Source organism: Micromonospora sp. ABR4_055 (assembly GCF_056160425.1).
This window is the reverse complement of record NZ_JBSWXD010000073.1, coordinates 13,675-30,226: the sequence shown is the minus strand read 5'-3', so window position 1 is coordinate 30,226 and position 16,552 is coordinate 13,675. Positions and strand designations below refer to the sequence as shown.

The 16,552-nt window shown below is 71.8% G+C and carries 17 protein-coding genes and 1 pseudogene; 8 read left to right on the top strand and 10 right to left on the bottom strand.

All coding sequences use genetic code 11. The features are described 5' to 3' along the window. Positions 1 to 1,030 (top strand): ATP-binding domain-containing protein (locus ACXAHD_RS17910; protein ID WP_475051805.1); only part of this gene is annotated, 1,030 nt, incomplete at its 5' end. 59 nt (positions 1,031 to 1,089) lie between these two features. Here the strand turns inward: ACXAHD_RS17910 and ACXAHD_RS17905 are convergent. Both ACXAHD_RS17905 and ACXAHD_RS17900 read right to left on the bottom strand, forming a co-directional pair. After that, positions 1,090 to 1,545 (bottom strand): hypothetical protein, encoded by a 456-nt coding sequence (locus tag ACXAHD_RS17905; RefSeq protein WP_475051802.1) that lies wholly within the window; start codon positions 1,543 to 1,545, stop codon positions 1,090 to 1,092. Positions 1,546 to 1,554: 9 nt separating this feature from the next. Then, positions 1,555 to 2,466, bottom strand: a complete 912-nt coding sequence (locus ACXAHD_RS17900; protein WP_281551561.1) for a ParA family protein — start codon at positions 2,464 to 2,466, stop codon at positions 1,555 to 1,557. Between the two features lie 391 nt (positions 2,467 to 2,857). Here ACXAHD_RS17900 and ACXAHD_RS17895 point away from each other — a divergent pair, with 391 nt between their 5' ends. Next, positions 2,858 to 3,442, top strand: a complete 585-nt coding sequence (locus ACXAHD_RS17895) for a hypothetical protein (RefSeq protein ID WP_475051807.1) — start codon at positions 2,858 to 2,860, stop codon at positions 3,440 to 3,442. A gap of 80 nt (positions 3,443 to 3,522) precedes the next feature. Here the strand turns inward: ACXAHD_RS17895 and ACXAHD_RS17890 are convergent, their stop codons facing one another. Next, entirely contained in the window at positions 3,523 to 4,779 is a 1,257-nt protein-coding gene (locus tag ACXAHD_RS17890) for a CobW family GTP-binding protein (protein ID WP_475051799.1), read from the bottom strand. A 45-nt stretch (positions 4,780 to 4,824) separates the two neighbouring features. Between ACXAHD_RS17890 and ACXAHD_RS17885 the strand changes: the two genes are divergently transcribed. The 5 genes from ACXAHD_RS17885 (at position 4,825) to ACXAHD_RS17865 (ending at position 9,966) form a co-directional block, all read left to right on the top strand. After that, a complete protein-coding gene (locus ACXAHD_RS17885) occupies positions 4,825 to 5,310 on the top strand; it encodes a winged helix-turn-helix domain-containing protein (protein WP_289211285.1) in 486 nt (161 codons plus the stop codon). Positions 5,311 to 5,510: 200 nt separating this feature from the next. After that, positions 5,511 to 5,798 (top strand): HesB/IscA family protein, encoded by a 288-nt coding sequence (locus tag ACXAHD_RS17880; protein WP_123603598.1) that lies wholly within the window; start codon positions 5,511 to 5,513, stop codon positions 5,796 to 5,798. 156 nt (positions 5,799 to 5,954) lie between these two features. After that, positions 5,955 to 8,180 carry a putative bifunctional diguanylate cyclase/phosphodiesterase gene (locus ACXAHD_RS17875; protein WP_475051795.1) on the top strand — a complete coding sequence of 742 codons (2,226 nt, stop codon included), beginning with the start codon at positions 5,955 to 5,957 and terminating at the stop codon, positions 8,178 to 8,180. 93 nt (positions 8,181 to 8,273) lie between these two features. Further along, positions 8,274 to 9,083 carry an SAM-dependent methyltransferase gene (locus tag ACXAHD_RS17870; protein ID WP_281551557.1) on the top strand — a complete coding sequence of 270 codons (810 nt, stop codon included), beginning with the start codon at positions 8,274 to 8,276 and terminating at the stop codon, positions 9,081 to 9,083. Between the two features lie 4 nt (positions 9,084 to 9,087). Continuing rightward, entirely contained in the window at positions 9,088 to 9,966 is an 879-nt protein-coding gene (locus ACXAHD_RS17865; RefSeq protein WP_289211284.1) for a helix-turn-helix domain-containing protein, read from the top strand. Here the strand turns inward: ACXAHD_RS17865 and ACXAHD_RS17860 are convergent. Next, positions 9,902 to 10,512, bottom strand: a pseudogene (locus tag ACXAHD_RS17860) (YqjF family protein). The gene ACXAHD_RS17865 and the pseudogene ACXAHD_RS17860 sit on opposite strands and share 65 nt — an antisense overlap. An 83-nt stretch (positions 10,513 to 10,595) precedes the next feature. Here ACXAHD_RS17860 and ACXAHD_RS17855 point away from each other — a divergent pair. Beyond that, positions 10,596 to 11,063, top strand: coding sequence for a PPOX class F420-dependent oxidoreductase (locus ACXAHD_RS17855; protein WP_289211283.1), 468 nt, complete (start codon positions 10,596 to 10,598; stop codon positions 11,061 to 11,063). A 50-nt stretch (positions 11,064 to 11,113) separates the two neighbouring features. On the opposite strand, the gene ACXAHD_RS17850 is transcribed toward ACXAHD_RS17855, so the two are convergent. From ACXAHD_RS17850 to ACXAHD_RS17825, 6 genes are all read right to left on the bottom strand, one after another. Further along, a complete protein-coding gene (locus tag ACXAHD_RS17850; protein ID WP_281551554.1) occupies positions 11,114 to 11,320 on the bottom strand; it encodes a hypothetical protein in 207 nt (68 codons plus the stop codon). 114 nt (positions 11,321 to 11,434) lie between these two features. Beyond that, positions 11,435 to 11,557, bottom strand: coding sequence for a hypothetical protein (locus ACXAHD_RS17845; RefSeq protein WP_289211282.1), 123 nt, complete (start codon positions 11,555 to 11,557; stop codon positions 11,435 to 11,437). A gap of 120 nt (positions 11,558 to 11,677) precedes the next feature. Continuing rightward, positions 11,678 to 12,388 (bottom strand): hypothetical protein, encoded by a 711-nt coding sequence (locus ACXAHD_RS17840; RefSeq protein ID WP_289211281.1) that lies wholly within the window; start codon positions 12,386 to 12,388, stop codon positions 11,678 to 11,680. Next, positions 12,388 to 14,715 carry a hypothetical protein gene (locus tag ACXAHD_RS17835; RefSeq protein ID WP_475051789.1) on the bottom strand — a complete coding sequence of 776 codons (2,328 nt, stop codon included), beginning with the start codon at positions 14,713 to 14,715 and terminating at the stop codon, positions 12,388 to 12,390. Before ACXAHD_RS17835 ends, ACXAHD_RS17840 begins: the two co-directional genes overlap by 1 nt. Beyond that, on the bottom strand, positions 14,712 to 15,569 hold the full coding sequence (locus tag ACXAHD_RS17830; RefSeq protein ID WP_281551550.1) for a hypothetical protein: 858 nt from the start codon (positions 15,567 to 15,569) through the stop codon (positions 14,712 to 14,714). Before ACXAHD_RS17830 ends, ACXAHD_RS17835 begins: the two co-directional genes overlap by 4 nt. A gap of 217 nt (positions 15,570 to 15,786) precedes the next feature. Next, positions 15,787 to 16,491, bottom strand: coding sequence for a Crp/Fnr family transcriptional regulator (locus ACXAHD_RS17825; protein ID WP_289211279.1), 705 nt, complete (start codon positions 16,489 to 16,491; stop codon positions 15,787 to 15,789). Positions 16,492 to 16,552: the final 61 nt, after the last annotated feature.

The window sequence follows — 16,552 nt, the reverse complement described above, 5'->3', positions numbered from 1 at the left end:
GCCCCGGCTGCGCGCCGCCGCCGGCCCGGCGGCTGCCGCCACTGGCTCGGCCGCCGACGGGCTGACCGCCGACGAGTTGGCGCTGCTGCACCGGCGCGGCGCCGACCGGATCTCCGAGGAGATCTGGTCCGCCGCCGACCTGCCGCTGCTCGACGAGCTGGACCAGCTGATCGACGGCGGGCCGTCGCGCCGGTACGGGCACGTGGTGGTCGACGAGGCGCAGGACCTGTCACCGATGCAGTTGCGGGCGGTGGCCCGGCGCAGCCGCACCGGCTCGTGCACGGTCGTCGGCGACCTGGCCCAGTCGACCGGCGGTTGGGCCCGGGACAGTTGGGACGAGGTGACCCGGCATCTGCCGTCGACCTGCCCGGTGCGGGTCGCGCCGCTGCGGTACGGCTACCGGGTGCCCCGCCAGGCGTACCAGTTCGCCGCCCGGCTGCTGCCGGTCGCCGCGCCCGGCGTGACACCACCGGAGGTGGTCCGGGACGGTCCGGCTGAACCCGGCGTGCATCGGGTCGGGCTCACCGATCGGGCCGGTCGGGTCGTCGCGGTGGCCGGCGAGCACGCCGCGCGGGGCGCGTTCGTCGGCGTCGTCTGCCCGCCGCGCTGCCGCCGCGAGGTCGAGGCGGCGCTCGCCGACAACGGGGTCGCCTGGAGCAGCGCCCAGCAGGGCGACCTCGGCGCGGCGATCAACCTGGTCAGCCCGGCCGAGGCGAAAGGCCTGGAGTTCGACGCCGTGGTGGTCGTCGAGCCGGAGCAGATCGTCGCCGACGACGAACGCGGCCACCGGATGCTGTACGTCGCGTTGACCCGCACCACCGGCCACCTGGACGTGGTCTGCGTCGGCGACCCCCTGCCGCTGAACACGCCGTACCGCCCGGATCCGGGTTCGGCCGACGACCAGTCCGAATTCACCGAACGGTCCACCCGGCTGCTCGCCGAGCACCTGGCCGGTCAGTTGCGCGCCGACGCGCCGGCCGCACACTGGGCGGAAGTCATCGACGAGGTACGCCGCCAGCTCGGCGACTGACCATCCGCAACCGACTTGCCACAGTGCGGAGCTAGTGACCGGGCGGTGCTGCGCTGTCGTCAGGAGCTGCTGGCGGGGCGGCTGAGCACCGCCGAGGTGAGCCGTCGGCCGACAGTCGCCTGGACGATGTTCTTCTGGACGACGGCCTTGGTGGCCCGGCTCGGCAGCGCCACCCCGAGTTCGGTGGCCAGGGCCCGTAACTCGGCGACCTTCAGCCCGAGATCGTCGAGGTAGCGTCCGGCGGCCACCCGGTCGTCGATCGCCGCCAGATCGGCACGGATCCGGTCGGTGTCGACGACGACCGCCGGCTTCGCCGCCTTGGTGGCCCGGCTCCGGCGGGCCGGTGCCGGTGCCGGTGCCGGTGCCGCAGACTGTTGCGGCCCGGACGCGGCGGTGGCGACCGTCAGCTGCGCGGTGCCGTCGGCGAGTGCGGCCAGTTGCTCCGGCGGCAGGGTACGGAGGAAGTCCGCGACCCGGATCAGGACGGCGTGGGACAGGTCGGCGGCGCTGGTCACGTAACTCTCCTACGGGCGGATCTTGGCGAGGAACTCGCTGGCGAGCTGTTGCAACTCGTACTGGACGTTGACGTTCGCGTCCGGCATCAGGACCGCGGGCAGGCCGTGCTCACCGGCGGAGGCGAACACCGTCTTGTTGTCGCGGATCATCTGCTGGAAGCGCGGGATCTCGATGGTCGCAGGATGGCCGATGAAGTTGCGCAGCGCCAGCAGCGGCCCGTGCCCGGTGTACTGGACCATCGTGAAGACGATGCCGAGGATCTCCGGGCTGATCTGGTCGGCCCGGCCCGCCGCGACCCGGTTGTAGTCGGTCACCAGCTCGGAGACCTTCTTGCGCAGGTAGTCGATGCCGAGCGTGGACAGGTAGTCCGGCCGGGCCGGGATCAGGATGTGGTCGCTGGCGACCACCCCGGTGCGGGTGACCATGGTGAAGTTCGGCGGGCAGTCGACCAGGACGACCTGGTAGTCGGTGAACGCTGGTGCGGCGAGCGCATCGGCGAGCGCCCGGTGCAGGGACAGGAAGCGCGGGCTGCCGTGCTGGAACCGAGATCCGCCCAGGCTGGCGGCGAAGTCGAGGTCGGCGTCGGTGAGCATCAGATGGGACGGCACCAGGTCGAGCCGACCTTCGCTGTGCTGACCGATCACCTCGTTGACGGTGGGCGGGGTGAGCACGTAAGGGTCCAGTGGTGCGGCCCCGCCCCGGTCCAGCACGTCACCGAACCACTGCAGGATGGTCCGTTCGTCGGCCAGCTCCCGTTCCCACATTGTCGGTTCGACGAAGGAGAAGGTCAGGCTGGCCTGCGGGTCCAGGTCGATCAGCAGCACCCGGTGCCCGCGGTACGCGAGTTCAGCCCCGATGTTGGCAGTGAGGGTGGTCTTCCCGACGCCACCTTTGTAGTTGATGACGGACACCACGGTCATCGGCCGCTCCGCACACGCATGGTCAGCAGCATGCCACGCGGACGCCATCGCCCGACCCCGCCGGCCGGAATGATCCGGCGGGCGGCGTCGTTGTGCATGGTCGCGCCACGCAATCCGGCCCGCGGCTCAGGCCGCCGGCCGCCGGTCACCAGGCACAGGCCCGTAGCCGTCAGGCACCGGCCGGGCGGCCCGGCGGGTGGGCCCGGTCGGGAATCGTCGACGGGCCGGCGTGGTTGTACATGGTCACGGCGCGCAGCAGCGCACCCGCGCCACCGCGTCTGACCCCCGTACCACCCGGATGACCGTTTACCGCGCACCCGCCCGCTGTGACGGGTGTGCCCCCTCGGCAAACGGAAGGTGGACCCCCATGACCACGATCATCACCCGTACCCTGCGTACCAGCCTGCGCACCACCGCCCTCGGCATCGCCGGGCTGACCCTGGCCGGCGGCGCGGTCGCCGCCCCCGCCCTGGCCGCCGAGCACGCCCCCACCGCCCTGGCCGCACCCGTGTCCGTCGCCGCCAGCGGCGTCAACGCCGGCAAGCTCACCCCGCACGGCGTGCAGGGCGAACAGTCCCGGATCGACCTGTCCGGCGAGCAGACCGACAACGTCAAGGGCATCATCGCCGCGACGAAGAAGGCCGGCATGGACGAGCGGGCCGCCGTGGTCGCCATCGCCACCGCCCTGCAGGAGTCAAAGCTGGAGAACCTGGGCCACCTCGGTGACCGCAACGACCACGACTCGCAGGGCCTGTTCCAGCAGCGCCCGTCGTCGGGCTGGGGCACCGTCGAGCAGATCACCGACGTGGAGTACTCCACCACCGCGTTCCTCACCGGGCTCAAGGCCGTCGACGGCTGGCAGGACATGCCGCTGACCCAGGCCGCGCAGACCGTCCAGGTGTCGGCGTACCCGGACCACTACGCCCAGTGGGAGACCCAGGCCGCCGAACTCGTCGCCCAGCACTGGAACAGCTGACCCGAAACACCCCAAGCTCAGCGCGAAGGGCCGGACCCCGTACCCTGGGGTCCGGCCCTTTGACGTATGCCCCGGCCGGGTCAGCCGGGGCCGACCCCACCACCGGTGAACGGGTCCGGCAGGTTCCGCCAGCCGGCCTCGCCGTCAGCGAGTTCGGCGTCGGTGAGCAGGCAGGCCGCCAGCCGGCGGTGCAGGTCGACCGGATCGAAGTCGACGCCTACGAAGACCAGGTTGCTGTGCCGGTCGCCGTAGTACGGGTCCCAGTCCAGCGCGGCGGCCAGCCGGCGCTGCGGGCTGGCCTGCTCCCACTGCTCGTCCGGCAGGTCGACCAGCCACCGGCCGAGGGTGCGCAGGGTGAGTCCGCCGCCGGCGCACTCCCAGCCGATCACCGCCTCCGGCCGGTTGGCCAGCCAGAGGTGCCCACGGGACCGCAGCGGACCCGCCGTGACGTCGGCCAACGCGGCGTACAGCCGGGCGGGGTGCAGCGGGCGGCGGGCCCGGAACACCGCGGAGACGACGCCGCAGTCGGCGACCGGCTCGTGCACCCCGATCAGGTGACCCTCGACGCCACGGTCCAGGACCGCCGGCGTTTCCGGCCGGTGCCGGTCGGTGTGCCGCAGTTGGCCGGCGAGCCGGGTGGCGTCGATCGTCGGCTGGTCGCCGGCCCGTAGGTGCACCGCCCACGGGGCCATCCGGGACAGCAGCACACCAAGCCGGTGCGTCTCGAAGGCCTGGTCAATCGACCCGCCCCACAGCACGACCGTGTCGGCGTACTCAATCTGCCGGGCGATCACGTCGGCAAGCCGACGGCGGTCGCCGGGGGCGGCGGCGATGCCGAGTTGACCGAGGTCGTCGGTGCTGGCCAGGCCGTCGAGCAGGTGGTCGGCGGCGACGACCGTGACGTACGAGTCGAACCGGACCAGGTCGCAGACCGTTCGCCCGGCCACCCGGCCGTGCGCGCAGGCGGCGGCGAGCGTCTCCGGTTCGACCACTTCGGGCAGGACCAGCACGATGTCCCGGCCGGGTCGGGCGGCGGCGAGCCGGGCCAACGTGGTCGGCGCGTCCGCCCGCAGGGTGCAGCAGACGCAGCCGTCGACGAGGTCGAGGCGGACGTCTTCGACCGGGCCGGTGCCGTCGCGGAGCACCCGGTGCGGGGCACCGTCGTGTGCCGGGCCGACGTCGTAGCGGACGACGAGCAGGGCCGGGTCGGCGGCGAGCAGGGTCCGGGCGACGGCCATCGTGGCGGCGGGCCAGAAACCGGACAGTACGGTGACCGCCGGGCGGGTGGTGGCGGACCGGTGGGTGGTACGGCCGACCGGAGCTGACGGTGACGGCATGCACGCCCCCTCGACTGAAATGAAAACCGTTGTCATTATAACCGAATGGACGCCACCCTTCGAGCCCACCTCATGGATCTGCTGGAGCACCTGGCCGGCGAGCAGGTGCTGACCGGTGCCGACCGCCGCCCGGTCGCGGGACCGCCGGCCGGCCATCCCGTCGGGCACCCCGCACTACGGATCTACCCGGAGGCCAGGATGGTGCTGCTCGGAGCCGACGAGATCCAACTGACCCGTCGCGAGTTCGACCTGCTGCACTGCTTCGCCAGCCACCCTCGGCAGGTGTTCACCCGGGCCCAGCTGCTCGACCGGGTCTGCGGGCACCGCCGGTCCGGGCCGCGCAGTATCGATGTGCACATCCGCCGGTTGCGAGCCAAGCTCGGCGACGACCTCCCGGTGGTGCGAACCGTCCACGGAGTGGGATACCGCCTGGACGGCGCTTTACCGGTCACCGTCGCCCGGCTGGCCGGCGCCGACGACGCAATCGGCGGCCACATCGGCGACAGTCGGGTAACGTGGAGATTTGACTGATTGGTGGATGTCCGGCACGGTGGGCGGGTAGACGGCCGCTGACCGACCCAGTCCCTGGAGCTTCCGCCGCCCGCCCTGACCGCCCGCCGCGCACTGTCCGCCGCGCCGTCAGCCCCAAACCCGACATTGCCGCTGAGCCGCCTCGCCGCGTGAGCCATCACCTGTTTCCGGTAGTTCCGAAATCCGATCAAGGAGTTGTCATGCTGACCATGACCGACAACGCGGTCTTCGTGATTCGCGAGATCACCACTCAGCAGCAGGCACCGGAGAGCGCCGGCCTGCGGATCTCGGCCGACCCGACCGCCGGGTCGCTCACCCTGACCGTCGCCGAGCAGCCGATCGCGGGCGACCAGGTGGTGGATTCGTCCGGTGCCCGTGTCTTCCTCGACGCCGAGGCGGCCAACCTGCTGCAGGACAAGTCACTCGACGCCGCAGTGGACGACGACGGCGGCGTGCGCTTCGGGATCGCCGAGCAGCCAGCCGGCTGAGCGACCAGGACGTCGCAGAGCCGTTGGCGGGCACCGTACCGACGGGTGTCCGCCAGCGGCTGACCGGCCGCGATGGAAGGTCCACCCGGTCAGGTCCCTTGTAAACTCGCCGACAGCCTGCCTTGCGGTATCCGTCACGGACGATAGATTCCGCCGGTGGCAGCAGACAGACCTGGCGGGGCGCGTCGTTGGGCCGTCGTCGCCGGGGTCCTGACAATCACCGTCGAGGCAGGGTGGCTGCTGGCCGGCGGCCCAGCCGCTGCACTGGTCAGCGACCTCGGCGCAATCACCGTCGCCAGTTGCGCCGCCACCGCCTGTGGGATCGCTGCCCGCCGCCACCCACCGCAGCTTCGCCGATTCTGGGTGCTGCTGGCGACGACCATGACCCTTGCTGCCATCGGCCGGGTCGTCTGGACCGTCGGCCGGCTCACCGCCAACGCACTGCCACACACCCCACTGATCGGCCTGATCTTCTTCGCCGGCCTCGTCACCGGAACCGCCGCGCTGCTCAGCGCGGTCTCCGCACCGCGTAGCGCGGTCGGCCGGGCCCGGGTGCTGCTGGACGGGGTGATCGTCGGGCTGGCGCTGCTCCCGGTCGCCTGGGTGGTCGTGTACCGGGACATGGCCAGCGCAGAACTGGACGGTACGGCGACGGCGCTCGGCATGTTCTACCCGATGCTGGACCTGATCCAGCTTGTCGTCCTGATCTCGGTCGCCGGACCGGCTCGACCGCTGTGGCCGGCGCTGACCCTGCTCGGAGTCAGCCTCGCGGTGCGGGCCGGGGCGGACGCCGTCTACGTTTCGATGATCGCCCAGGGCACCTACCAGCCCGGTCACCCGGTGGACGTCTGCTGGCCGCTCAGCTACCTGCTGGTCGCGCTGGCCAGCCGGCACCCGCCCCCAGCCGACCTCGATCAAACCGACGAGACCGCCGAGCCGCCGCCGCTGCCGTGGTGGCGGGTCGCGCTGCCGTACCTGACTGTCGGCGCGGCGATCGCAACGGTCCTCACCGCCGGCGAACCGTCGTCGGTGATCTATGCCAGCGGTGTCGCGCTGCTCGCCGCGCTGGCCGTCCGGCAGGCCCTGGCCGCGAACGAGAACCGCCGGCTCGCCGCCCGGCTGCGCCGGCTCGCCTATACCGACCAGTTGACCAGGCTGCCGAACCGGCTGCTGTTCACCCGCCAGCTGCGGCAGTCGATCGCGGCACTGACCGAGCCGGGCCGCGTCGCCGTCCTGCTGCTCGACCTCGACGGGTTCAAACAGGTCAACGACCGGTTCGGTCACGCCACCGGGGACGCGATGCTCAGCGAGGTGGCGGCCCGGATGCGGTCCGCCGTTGGCGACGCGGGGCTGCTCGCCCGGCTCGGCGGCGACGAGTTCGCCGTCCTGCTCGACCCGGCCCGGGACCCGGCCGGGCTGGCCGACCGGCTGCTCGCGGTGCTCGCCGACGGCACAGTCACCTCGGCGAGCATCGGCATCGCCGAGTACGGGCCGCACCACAACGGCGATGCCGATCTGCTGCGCGACGCCGACATCGCAATGTACGCGGCGAAGGCAGCCGGCAAGTCCGCGTACCGGTTCTGTACGCCGCAGCTGCGCAGGGCGGCGGTCGACCGGGCCGAACTGATCGCCGACCTGCGTCGGGCGGTCGACGACGGCGGCCAGTTCGAGCTGGCGTACCAGCCGATCGTCGATGTCGGCACCGGTCGGATCGGCGGCGCGGAAGCGCTGGTGCGGTGGCGGCACCCCCGGCTCGGGCTGCTCAGCCCCGCCCGGTTCCTGCCGCTGGCCGAGGAGACCGGTCTGGTGCTGCCGCTGGACCGGTGGGTGCTCGCCACTGCCTGCCACGACGCGGCCGCCTGGCAGCAGCTGGCGCCCGGCACCACGGTGGCGGTCAACCTGGCGCCGGCCCAGCTGCGCCGCCCGGATCTGATCGCCATGGTGGCCGGGGCAGTGTCGGTGGCCGGGCTGGCCGCCCCCCGGCTGACCCTGGAGCTGACCGAGACGGCACTGATCGACAGCACCGACGAGGTGCTGTCCCGACTCGCCCAGCTGCGTGAACTCGACGTACGGATCTCGATCGACGACTTCGGCACCGGCTATTCGTCGCTGAGTTACCTGCACCGCCTGCCGGCCACCGACCTGAAGATCGACCGGTCTTTCGTGGACCGGCTCGACTCGCCCGACCCGAAGGCCTACGCCACGGTCGAGATGGTCACCCGGCTGGCCGACGCGTTCGGGCTGGTGGTGGTCGCCGAAGGGGTGGAGACCGAGATGCAGCACGGTGCGGTCGCGGCGATCGGCTGCCAGCGGGCGCAGGGCTACCGGTATGGCCGGCCGCAGCCGGTGGCCCAGCTCCGTGAGCTGATCATCGCACGGTGACTGGAACTTCCACATGCGAGCATGGTCATGTTGATCTGCCGTGGTTATGCTGGCAAGCCGTCGAATACGCCCGATCCGTGAGGGATACTACAGATGGTCGATGAATCCAATGGCGGCTCGCGCCCGGTGCCCAAGTTGGACACCTCGGTGCCGCAGACGGCCCGGATCTGGAATCACTGGCTGGGCGGCAAGGACAACTACGCCGTCGACCGCGAGGTCGCTGACCAGATCAGGGCGGCGTTCCCGCAGATCGTGGAAAATGCCCGGCTCTCCCGGGGCTTCTTGGTCCGGTCGGTGCGCTACCTGACCGGGCAGGTCGGGATCCGGCAGTTCCTGGACATCGGCACCGGCCTGCCGACCGCCGACAACACCCACGAGGTGGCCCAGGCGGTGGCTCCGGAGACCCGGATCGTCTACGTCGACAACGACCCGCTGGTCCTGGCGCACGCCCGGGCGTTGCTGACCAGCACGCCGCAAGGCGTGACCGACTACGTCGACGCCGACCTGCGCGACCCCGCGTCGATCCTGCGCGAAGCCGGCCGTACCCTCGATTTCAGCCAGCCGATCGGTCTGATGCTGATGGGCATCCTCGGGCACATCGCCTCCGACGACGAGGCCCGCGACATCGTGCGCAGCCTGCTCGATGTCCTGCCGTCCGGCAGCCACCTCGCGCTCTACGACGGTGGCGACACCAGCCCCGGGGTGGTCGAGGCCGCCCGGATCTGGAACCAGTCCGCGAACCCGCAGTACCATCTGCGCAGCCCGGATCGGATCGAACGGTTCTTCGACGGGCTCACTCTGGTGGAGCCGGGGGTGGTGTCGGTGACCCGGTGGCGGCCGGAGCCGGAGCAGGCACACGCGCCCGCCATCGACCAGTACTGCGGCGTCGGCCGTAAGCCGTGAGCCGATGAGCGTCGTCGGGCACCGGGAGTACGCCGCCGGCGGACCGACGGTCCGCCGGATGCAGCTCGGTGCTCGGCTGCGCCGACTACGCGAGGCCAAGGGGATCAGCCGGGAGGACGCCGGCTGGACCATCCGGGCCTCCGAGTCGAAGATCAGTCGGATGGAGCTGGGCCGGGTCGGGTTCAAGGAACGCGACGTGGACGACCTGCTCACCCTTTACGGTGTAACCGACCACCTGGAACGCGACGAGCTGATCACCCTCGCCCGGGAGACCAACCAGCCAGGCTGGTGGCATCCGTACGGCGACCTGCTGCCCACCTGGTTCCAGTACTACCTGGACCTGGAGTCGGCGGCCAGCCTGATCCGCACCTACGAGATCCAGTTCGTGCCGGGGCTGCTGCAGACCGAGGAGTACGCCCGCGCGGTCATCGACATCGGGTTCAGCGAGTCCGGTGTTCGTGAGGTGGACCGCCGGGTCGAGCTGCGGATGGCTCGCAAGCGGGTGCTGGACCGGGCCGACGCACCCCGCGTCTGGGCGGTGATCGACGAGGCGGTGCTGTGCCGGCCGATCGGCGGAGCGCGGGTGCTGCGCGGGCAGATCGAGGCGCTCGCCGAGGCGAGCGAGCAGCCGGGCGTACGGCTGCAGGTGGTCCGGTTCCGCAGCGGCGGGCACGCGGCTGCCGGTGGGGCCTTCAGCATCCTGCGCTTCCCGGAGCAGGAACTGCCCGATGTGGTCTACCTGGAGCATCTGACCAGCGCGCTCTACCTGGACAAGCGGGAAGAGGTCGACCGGTACGCGGCCGCCGTCGGGCGGCTGTTCATCGAGGCCGACCCGCCGGACCGGACCCGGGAAGTGCTGCACCGCGCGCTGCGTGACCTGTGACGGTGACCGGCCGCCCGAACCGGACCGGCACGCCGGGGGAGTAGAGGACGCTCACCGGCGGGCCCTCCGGTGCCGGCAGCCCGCCGGCGGCGACCAGGTCGTCGGCCAGGTCGACCAGCTCAGCCCGGTGCAAAGGCCACTGTGGGCGCGGTCCAGCCGCATCCGCGACCACAGGTACGGCAGCCGCAGGATGGCCATCGCCACCAGCACCGGCAGCAGCCGGGCCGCGTCCAGGGACCGGAACACCACCCCGCGCCGGCCGGCGTCGTCGACCGAGTAGAGCCGTACGTTCGTTTCGCAGAAGGTGCCCAGGTACGGGATGCCCGGACCGGGACCGAAACCGACGCCGACCATCCGGAACCCGATCAGCCCGACGTAGCTGGTGCCGTCGAAGGTGTCCGGCCGGGTGCCCGGCGGCAGCAGTGGGGCGACCACCGCCGGGTCCACCGGCCAGTGCAGGAACGTCAGATCGTGCCAGCCCTGCACCAGGACCGGCCAGCGGACGGGGCGCGGCGCGGTGACGGTGACCGGCTCCGGCGGCGGCATCTCGGTACGGCTCATATGATCATCCTGGCAGCACCGCACACCCGCGTCCGCAGCTGACTGCGGCGAACCCGAGGAGCCGTACCGTGGCACGCGCCATCGCGACGAACACCCGCGTCGACCGGGCCGGCCTGGTCGATTTTCTGCGGACCCGGCACCGGGCGGTCCTGATCACCACCCGCGCCGACGGCCGCCCGCAGGCGTCCCCGGTCACCTGCGGGGTCGACGCCGACGGCCGGCTGCTGGTCGCCACCTACCCGGACCGGGCGAAAACGGTCAACATCCGCCGTGACCCGACGGTGTCCGCCTGTGTCGTCTCCGACGACTGGAACGGACCGTGGGTGCAGCTCGACGGGATGGCAGCGGTGATCGACATGCCGGACGCGCTGGACGGGCTCGTCGACTACTACCGCTGCGTCGCCGGCGAGCATCCGGACTGGGACGAGTACCGCGCGGCGATGCGCCGGCAGGACAAGTCGTTGATCCGGATGGTCGTGGACCGCTGGGGGCCGATCGCCACCGGCGGCTTTCCGCCGCACCTCGCCGACGACTGACAGCGCACCGGTCCGGTCACTCGGAAGGTCCGGTCACTCGGAAGGTCCGGTCACTCGGACGGCTCGGGGAGGTCGCAGTCGATCTTCGGGTTGACGCCAATGTAGTTCAACGGTCCGGCGATCACCGTCACGACCGTGGTGCCGGCATGGGCACAGTTGGTGTCGTCGCGTTCGAAGTAGCCGCGTTGCACCGCCGCGACCACCCCGATCACCAGCCAGATGAGCACGATCACGCCGGATATCGAACCGCCACGCATCACTGCCTCCTCAACTCGTCGACGCCGTACCGGCCCCGCCGCACCTGCTGGTGGTGGGATCCGGCCGGCGGATGGGCAACCTGGTACCCAGTGACGTCGCTGAGGTAACCGTCCTCACGGCCCGGCCCGGCGCCAGAACTGCCGCCCGCCGGCGCAGCGCCGAGCCAGCACCAGCCCGGCGAGCAGGCCGACCGCCGTACCGCTCGGTCGCGCCCGGACCGACGACCACCCGGCCACCGCCGAACGGACCAGGCGATGTCACGGCGCCGGCTGCTGTCCCGGCTGGAGCTGAACAACCGGGTGCAGATCGCCGTACTGGTGCACGACGCCGACCTGACCTGAGTACGGGGTCGGCGGTCACGCGTCGAGGACCCGGCCGGCGAGGTCACCCCGGTCGAAGGAGACGAACACATCGCCGAGCCGGTCCAGCAGGTACCGCCGTTCGTCGGCGGTGAGACCACCGACGAAGTCCTGCACCGTCTCGGCGATCACCGCGGTCTGCTGGTCGCCGCCACCGGTCAGCTTCGCGGCGACCTGTTCGAAGGTGTCGTCGAGCAGCGACGTCAACGCGTCCGGGTGGTGCATGAACCAGTAGGACCGAGCGGTCGCCGGGTCGGTGAGCACCTTGTCCCGCAGGTAGCCCATCTGCTCCTGCTCCAACTGCTGCCGCAGCCGCTGGATCCGCAGCTCCCGGGTGAGCTTGTCGACCGTCTGCGTGTCCTGCTCGGCCTGGGCGTCCACCGCCAGTCTGACCGTGCAGCCCAGGAGCCGCAGGTGCGAGGCGGTCAGATCCATCTGCGGCAGCCGGGTGTTCAGCTCGGCCTCCAGCATGGTCCGCTCGGTGACCCTGCGCGGGGCGGCGATCCGGCGGGCCGCGTCCAGCATGCACCAGCGGACAGTGGCGGCGGCCCGGTCATGCTGGCGCAGCGGCTGCCACGCAGTGGCGAACGTGGCGACGAACTCGGTGCCGGACAGCGCTGCCGGTAGCCGGTCGGTGAACTCGTCCTGGTCCGGACCGGGCAGCACCGGTACGGGGCTGCTACGGAACACGTCGAAGAAACCGGGCATCACAACTCCTCGGCGGCACTGGAGAGCAGAGACGGCAGTAGCGGTGCGGGCCGGGGGCAGGCCGCGATCGGGTTCGCACGGCGCAGCTGGTCGACGAGGTGCCGGCGGAGTTCCGCCTGACGCGCCGGGTCGTCGGTGGCCGGCCAGGCGGTCAGCAGCGCGCGCAGCCGGGCCACCCGCCGGGCGGCGGCGGGACCGGCGGTGACGGTGCGGCCGAGGACGTGGGTGAGCGCGTCGACCAGCCCGGGGTCGGCCGCCGCGTCGTCGAACCACCGGTGCAGCAGAGCTTCGACGCTGCCCGGCAGCTGCCGGACGTCCAGCACGCGGCCCAGCGCCACCCCGATCGCGTCCTGGACCACCGGGGTGGCCACGACGAGTTCGGCGAGCACCCGGTCGGGCTGCCGGACCGGCGCCTGTGGCCCGGTGGGCTGGTCGGCTGGTCCGTGCGCCGGGTCGACTGGGCCGTGCGCTGGGCCGTCGCCGGCCCGAGGCTGCTCCGGCCGGCCGAGTAGATTCAGCGCGACGGCGGCGAGCGCGGCCCGCCGCGGCTGGTCGTCGGCCAGCCAGTGCGCCAACCGCAGCAGCACCGGCTGGCGCAGCGCCGGCCGCCGCCACAGTGCCGCCAGCGCGGTGAGTACCGCCTCGTCGACCTCGGCGATGTCGTGCCGGGCCAGGTGGCCCAGCCGGACCATCGCCTGTTCGACGTAGAAGTCGGCGAACTCGCCACCGCAGACCTCGGCCACCGCGATCAGCACGGCCGGGTTGCTGCTGCCCTGCGCCCAGCGGTAGAGCTGCTGGCGGACGGCGGCACCGATCTCCGGGCTGAGCGCGGCGATGCCCAGCACGTGTACCAGCGCCCCGCGCAGCCCGGCGCGCCGGCTCCAGGCCGGTGCCACCTGGCTGAGAATCTCGGGGGTACGCCGCCGGAGCGCGGTGTGCAGCACCAGTTCGGCGCTGCGGGTGGCCAACGCACGGTCGACGGGACCGCGCCGCTGTCCGCCCCGCAGCGGCAGCTCGGACACCCACCGCCACAGTTCGCGCTGGAACGTGTCGGCCCGGTCGGTGATGACGAAATCGAGCACCGCCTCGGCGTACCGGGCCCGGCGGTAGCGGACCGTGTGATCGTCGTCGAGGTACGCGTCGACGGTCTCGACCAGGGTACGGACGCCAGCGTGCCCGAGGCTGGCCGGTGGTGCGTCGGTGCCGGCGAGCCGGGCGTCGAGCGCCTCGGCGGCACTGAGCACCCGTCCCGCCGGGGCACCCTCCAACGCTGCGGCGGCGACCAGGAACGCCCGGTGGCGTGGGTCGGGATGGTGGTGGAACCAGGCGGTCAGCTCCACCTCCCAGTTGCGGTACGCCGAGACCAGCGCCTCGACCAGTTGCCGGCCGGCGTCGGTTCCGGCGGTGACCGGCGGGCCGGCCGGCCCAGGCTGGGCGGTCAGCACGTCGGCGGCGAGCTGGGCCAGCCGGACCGCTTCGGCGGGTGACGCGTCAACCAACAGCTCGGCGATCTGCGGCTGACCGGTCAGCCAGTCGAGCGCCAGATCCGGCCGAAGCTGATGCAGCCGCCGGCCGAGGACCAGATCGGCGGGTGGTGCCGCCACGTGCAGCACCGGGCCGTCGCGTACCGCGCCGAGCTGCTCCCAGGTCGTACCGGTGACGGTGACCGCGATGGCCGAACCCCGCCGGGCCAGGCTGTCGCAGTAGGCAGCGATGTCCCGGGCAAAGCCGTACCGGATGTGCGGGGCGTGTTCGGGCAGTTCGAGCAGGTACGCGTAGCCCGGCGCGACCGGCAGCTCCGCGATGGTCAGCTGTTCGCCACGGGCAGGGTCGAAAGTCGGCCGGATCTCCCGCAGCCGTAGCCCGGTGCCGTGCAGCAGCCGCAGCGCGGCCGTGTACCGCCCGGTCCCGGGGCCGCCGACCAGGATCACTCCGCCGTCCCGACGCATCCGGGCGACCGCGGTCTCGGCGGTCAGCCGGTCGCCTGCGACGGTGCGGTAGCCCGGGTCGACGAATCCGGCCAGCCGGTCCCGCACGTACTCGGCACTGAGCTCGTGGTAGTCCCGTACCCGCTGGACGTACTGGTGCAGACCGCCGTAGACGACGTTGGCGACCTGCCCGTCGTTGTGGTCGACGGTCACGGCGGCACCGGTGCCGCCGGCTGGCAGGTCGGTACCGCCGCCGTCGAGCTCGTCCAGCGCGTCGAGGTCATCGAGGTCAGCCAGCTCCGGTAGGTCCCGGTCGGCGAGCTCCGGTAGGTCCTGGTCGGCCGGCTCCGGCCGGTCGGGCTCGGCGAGTTCCGGCAGGTTCCGGTCGGTACGGATCATCCGTGACGTCCGCCCCGGGACTGCCACATCCCACCGTTGACCTGGTTGGCCGCCTGCCCGGAGTTGCTGCGGATTCGCAGCTCGCCGGTCTGCGCGGGCTGTCGACCGCCGGCGTTGCCGGTGGGTGCGCGTTCGCTGTCCGGTGCCGCCGGGCCGCCCGCTGACTCGGGCACCGTCGGCTGCGGGGCGAACCGTGGCACCGCCAGCAGACTGCCGGACGGCTCCGGCACGTACAGCCAGGCCTGCTGGCTGAAGCTCTTGCCCGGCACGGTCGCCGAGACCTCGATGAAGTGGTCCGGATGCCGGCTGGTGTAGCCGGCCCGGACGACGTCGGTGAAGACCCGGTCGGACAGGATCGCCGCGACGTGGGTGATCGTCGGCTGGGCCGAGTCGAGCATGATCCGGACCGCGTCGGAGTCGAGTAGCCGGTGCGTCTCGTTGCGGGCGGTGCCGTTGCCGGCCCGCTCCGGCCGGTCCGGATCGACCGGCAGCGGCCCGACGTGCAGGCTGGCACGCAGCCGGATGACCGGCTGGCCGCGCGAGACACCGGCGTTGTATTCGGCCAGCACGTGCTGCAGCACCGCCAGGAACGGGTGCACCAGGGCGGGGAGCAGCCGGGTCGGTACGCCGATCGCGAGCCCGTCGCCGCTGTCGCCGTAGAACAGCGGGTCCTGCCAGGCTTCGCCGATCGCCGCCGCGTCGAAGGCCTGCTGGACCAATTGGGGAATGAGCTGGTTGATGTCCTGATGGGTGCCGCCGGGCTCGGCGGTGAAACCTTTGGCGTCGACGGCGAGGATGCCGGTGTATGGCGGCAACTCCCGGGTCACGGTGAATGGCGGAGGGGTGACGACCACCGGTGCTCCTGTCGAAGGTCGAGTTTCGTCGGCTCCGCATCGTGCCCAAGTTGCCCGATGTTTTCTGCCAACCAGTGGGCAACGCGGCCATCAATGGACCAAGATGGTCACCGGGTGGCCGGTCCGCGACCCGGACCGAACTGATCGCGGCTCCGCCCAGACAATCGGTTTCCCAAAGTCTGCTGTTCGGTCGACAGGCATTCAGGCCGGCGGATACTCAGGTCGACGAGTGGCTGCCGGACCGTGGTCCGCTGTATCCGATCCGGGCGAGCCGGCCGAGGTCGAGCAGCATGAACCGGCGGGGTGCGGTCGCGATCAACCGGTCGTCACGGAACCGGCTGATCGCGGTCACTACCGCGTTGCGGGACGCCCCGATCAGTTGGGCCAGGCCGTCCTGGGAGAGCCCGAGGTCGAGCGAGACCTGGTTCGGGCCGTCCGGGCTGGCCTTGGCGAGCCGGAGTAGCGCCCTGGCGAGCCGTTGCGGCACCGGCAGCGAGGCGATCTCCACCCGCTGCTCGTCGGATTCACGCAGCCGGGCGTTGGTGTAGCGGCGCAGCGCGGGGTGCAGGTCGCGGTCGTCGACCACGGCGAGGAACTGTTCGGTGGTCAGCTTCCGGGCAGTGACCGGGCGCAGCACCGAGACACTGGCCGACCGGGGCGTGCCGTCCAGCGCGGCGATGTCACCGAGCAGATCCCCAGTAGACCGGACGGTCAGCATCGTCTCGCTGCCGTTGGCCTCGGTCCGGTACACCTTGACCGCCCCGCCGAGCAGCAGGAACACGTCGCGGCTCTGCTCGTCCTGCAGGAAGAGACCATGTTTGCGGCCTAGCTGGACCGGCTGCCCGGCCTGTTGCAGTGCCTGCCAGTCGGCGGCGGTGACGTGATTGGTGAAGCTGACCCGGACCGGGTACGCGGCGGTCATGGAGACACCGTACCGATGTGGACCGTGCGGCGGGAATCACGGTGACGGATGTCCCGATGAG

Excerpts from the sequence above, each read along its gene's own strand:
- ACXAHD_RS17825 (WP_289211279.1), bottom strand. The coding sequence starts at position 16,491 with ATGACCGCCGCGTACCCGGTCCGGGTCAGCTTCACCAATCACGTCACC.
- ACXAHD_RS17835 (WP_475051789.1), bottom strand. The coding sequence starts at position 14,715 with ATGATCCGTACCGACCGGAACCTGCCGGAACTCGCCGAGCCCGACCGG.
- ACXAHD_RS17900 (WP_281551561.1), bottom strand. The coding sequence starts at position 2,466 with ATGACCGTGGTGTCCGTCATCAACTACAAAGGTGGCGTCGGGAAGACC.
- ACXAHD_RS17840 (WP_289211281.1), bottom strand. The coding sequence starts at position 12,388 with ATGCCCGGTTTCTTCGACGTGTTCCGTAGCAGCCCCGTACCGGTGCTG.
- ACXAHD_RS17890 (WP_475051799.1), bottom strand. The coding sequence starts at position 4,779 with ATGCCGTCACCGTCAGCTCCGGTCGGCCGTACCACCCACCGGTCCGCC.
- ACXAHD_RS17885 (WP_289211285.1), top strand. The coding sequence starts at position 4,825 with ATGGACGCCACCCTTCGAGCCCACCTCATGGATCTGCTGGAGCACCTG.
- ACXAHD_RS17865 (WP_289211284.1), top strand. The coding sequence starts at position 9,088 with ATGAGCGTCGTCGGGCACCGGGAGTACGCCGCCGGCGGACCGACGGTC.
- ACXAHD_RS17850 (WP_281551554.1), bottom strand. The coding sequence starts at position 11,320 with ATGCGTGGCGGTTCGATATCCGGCGTGATCGTGCTCATCTGGCTGGTG.
- ACXAHD_RS17880 (WP_123603598.1), top strand. The coding sequence starts at position 5,511 with ATGCTGACCATGACCGACAACGCGGTCTTCGTGATTCGCGAGATCACC.
- ACXAHD_RS17870 (WP_281551557.1), top strand. The coding sequence starts at position 8,274 with ATGGTCGATGAATCCAATGGCGGCTCGCGCCCGGTGCCCAAGTTGGAC.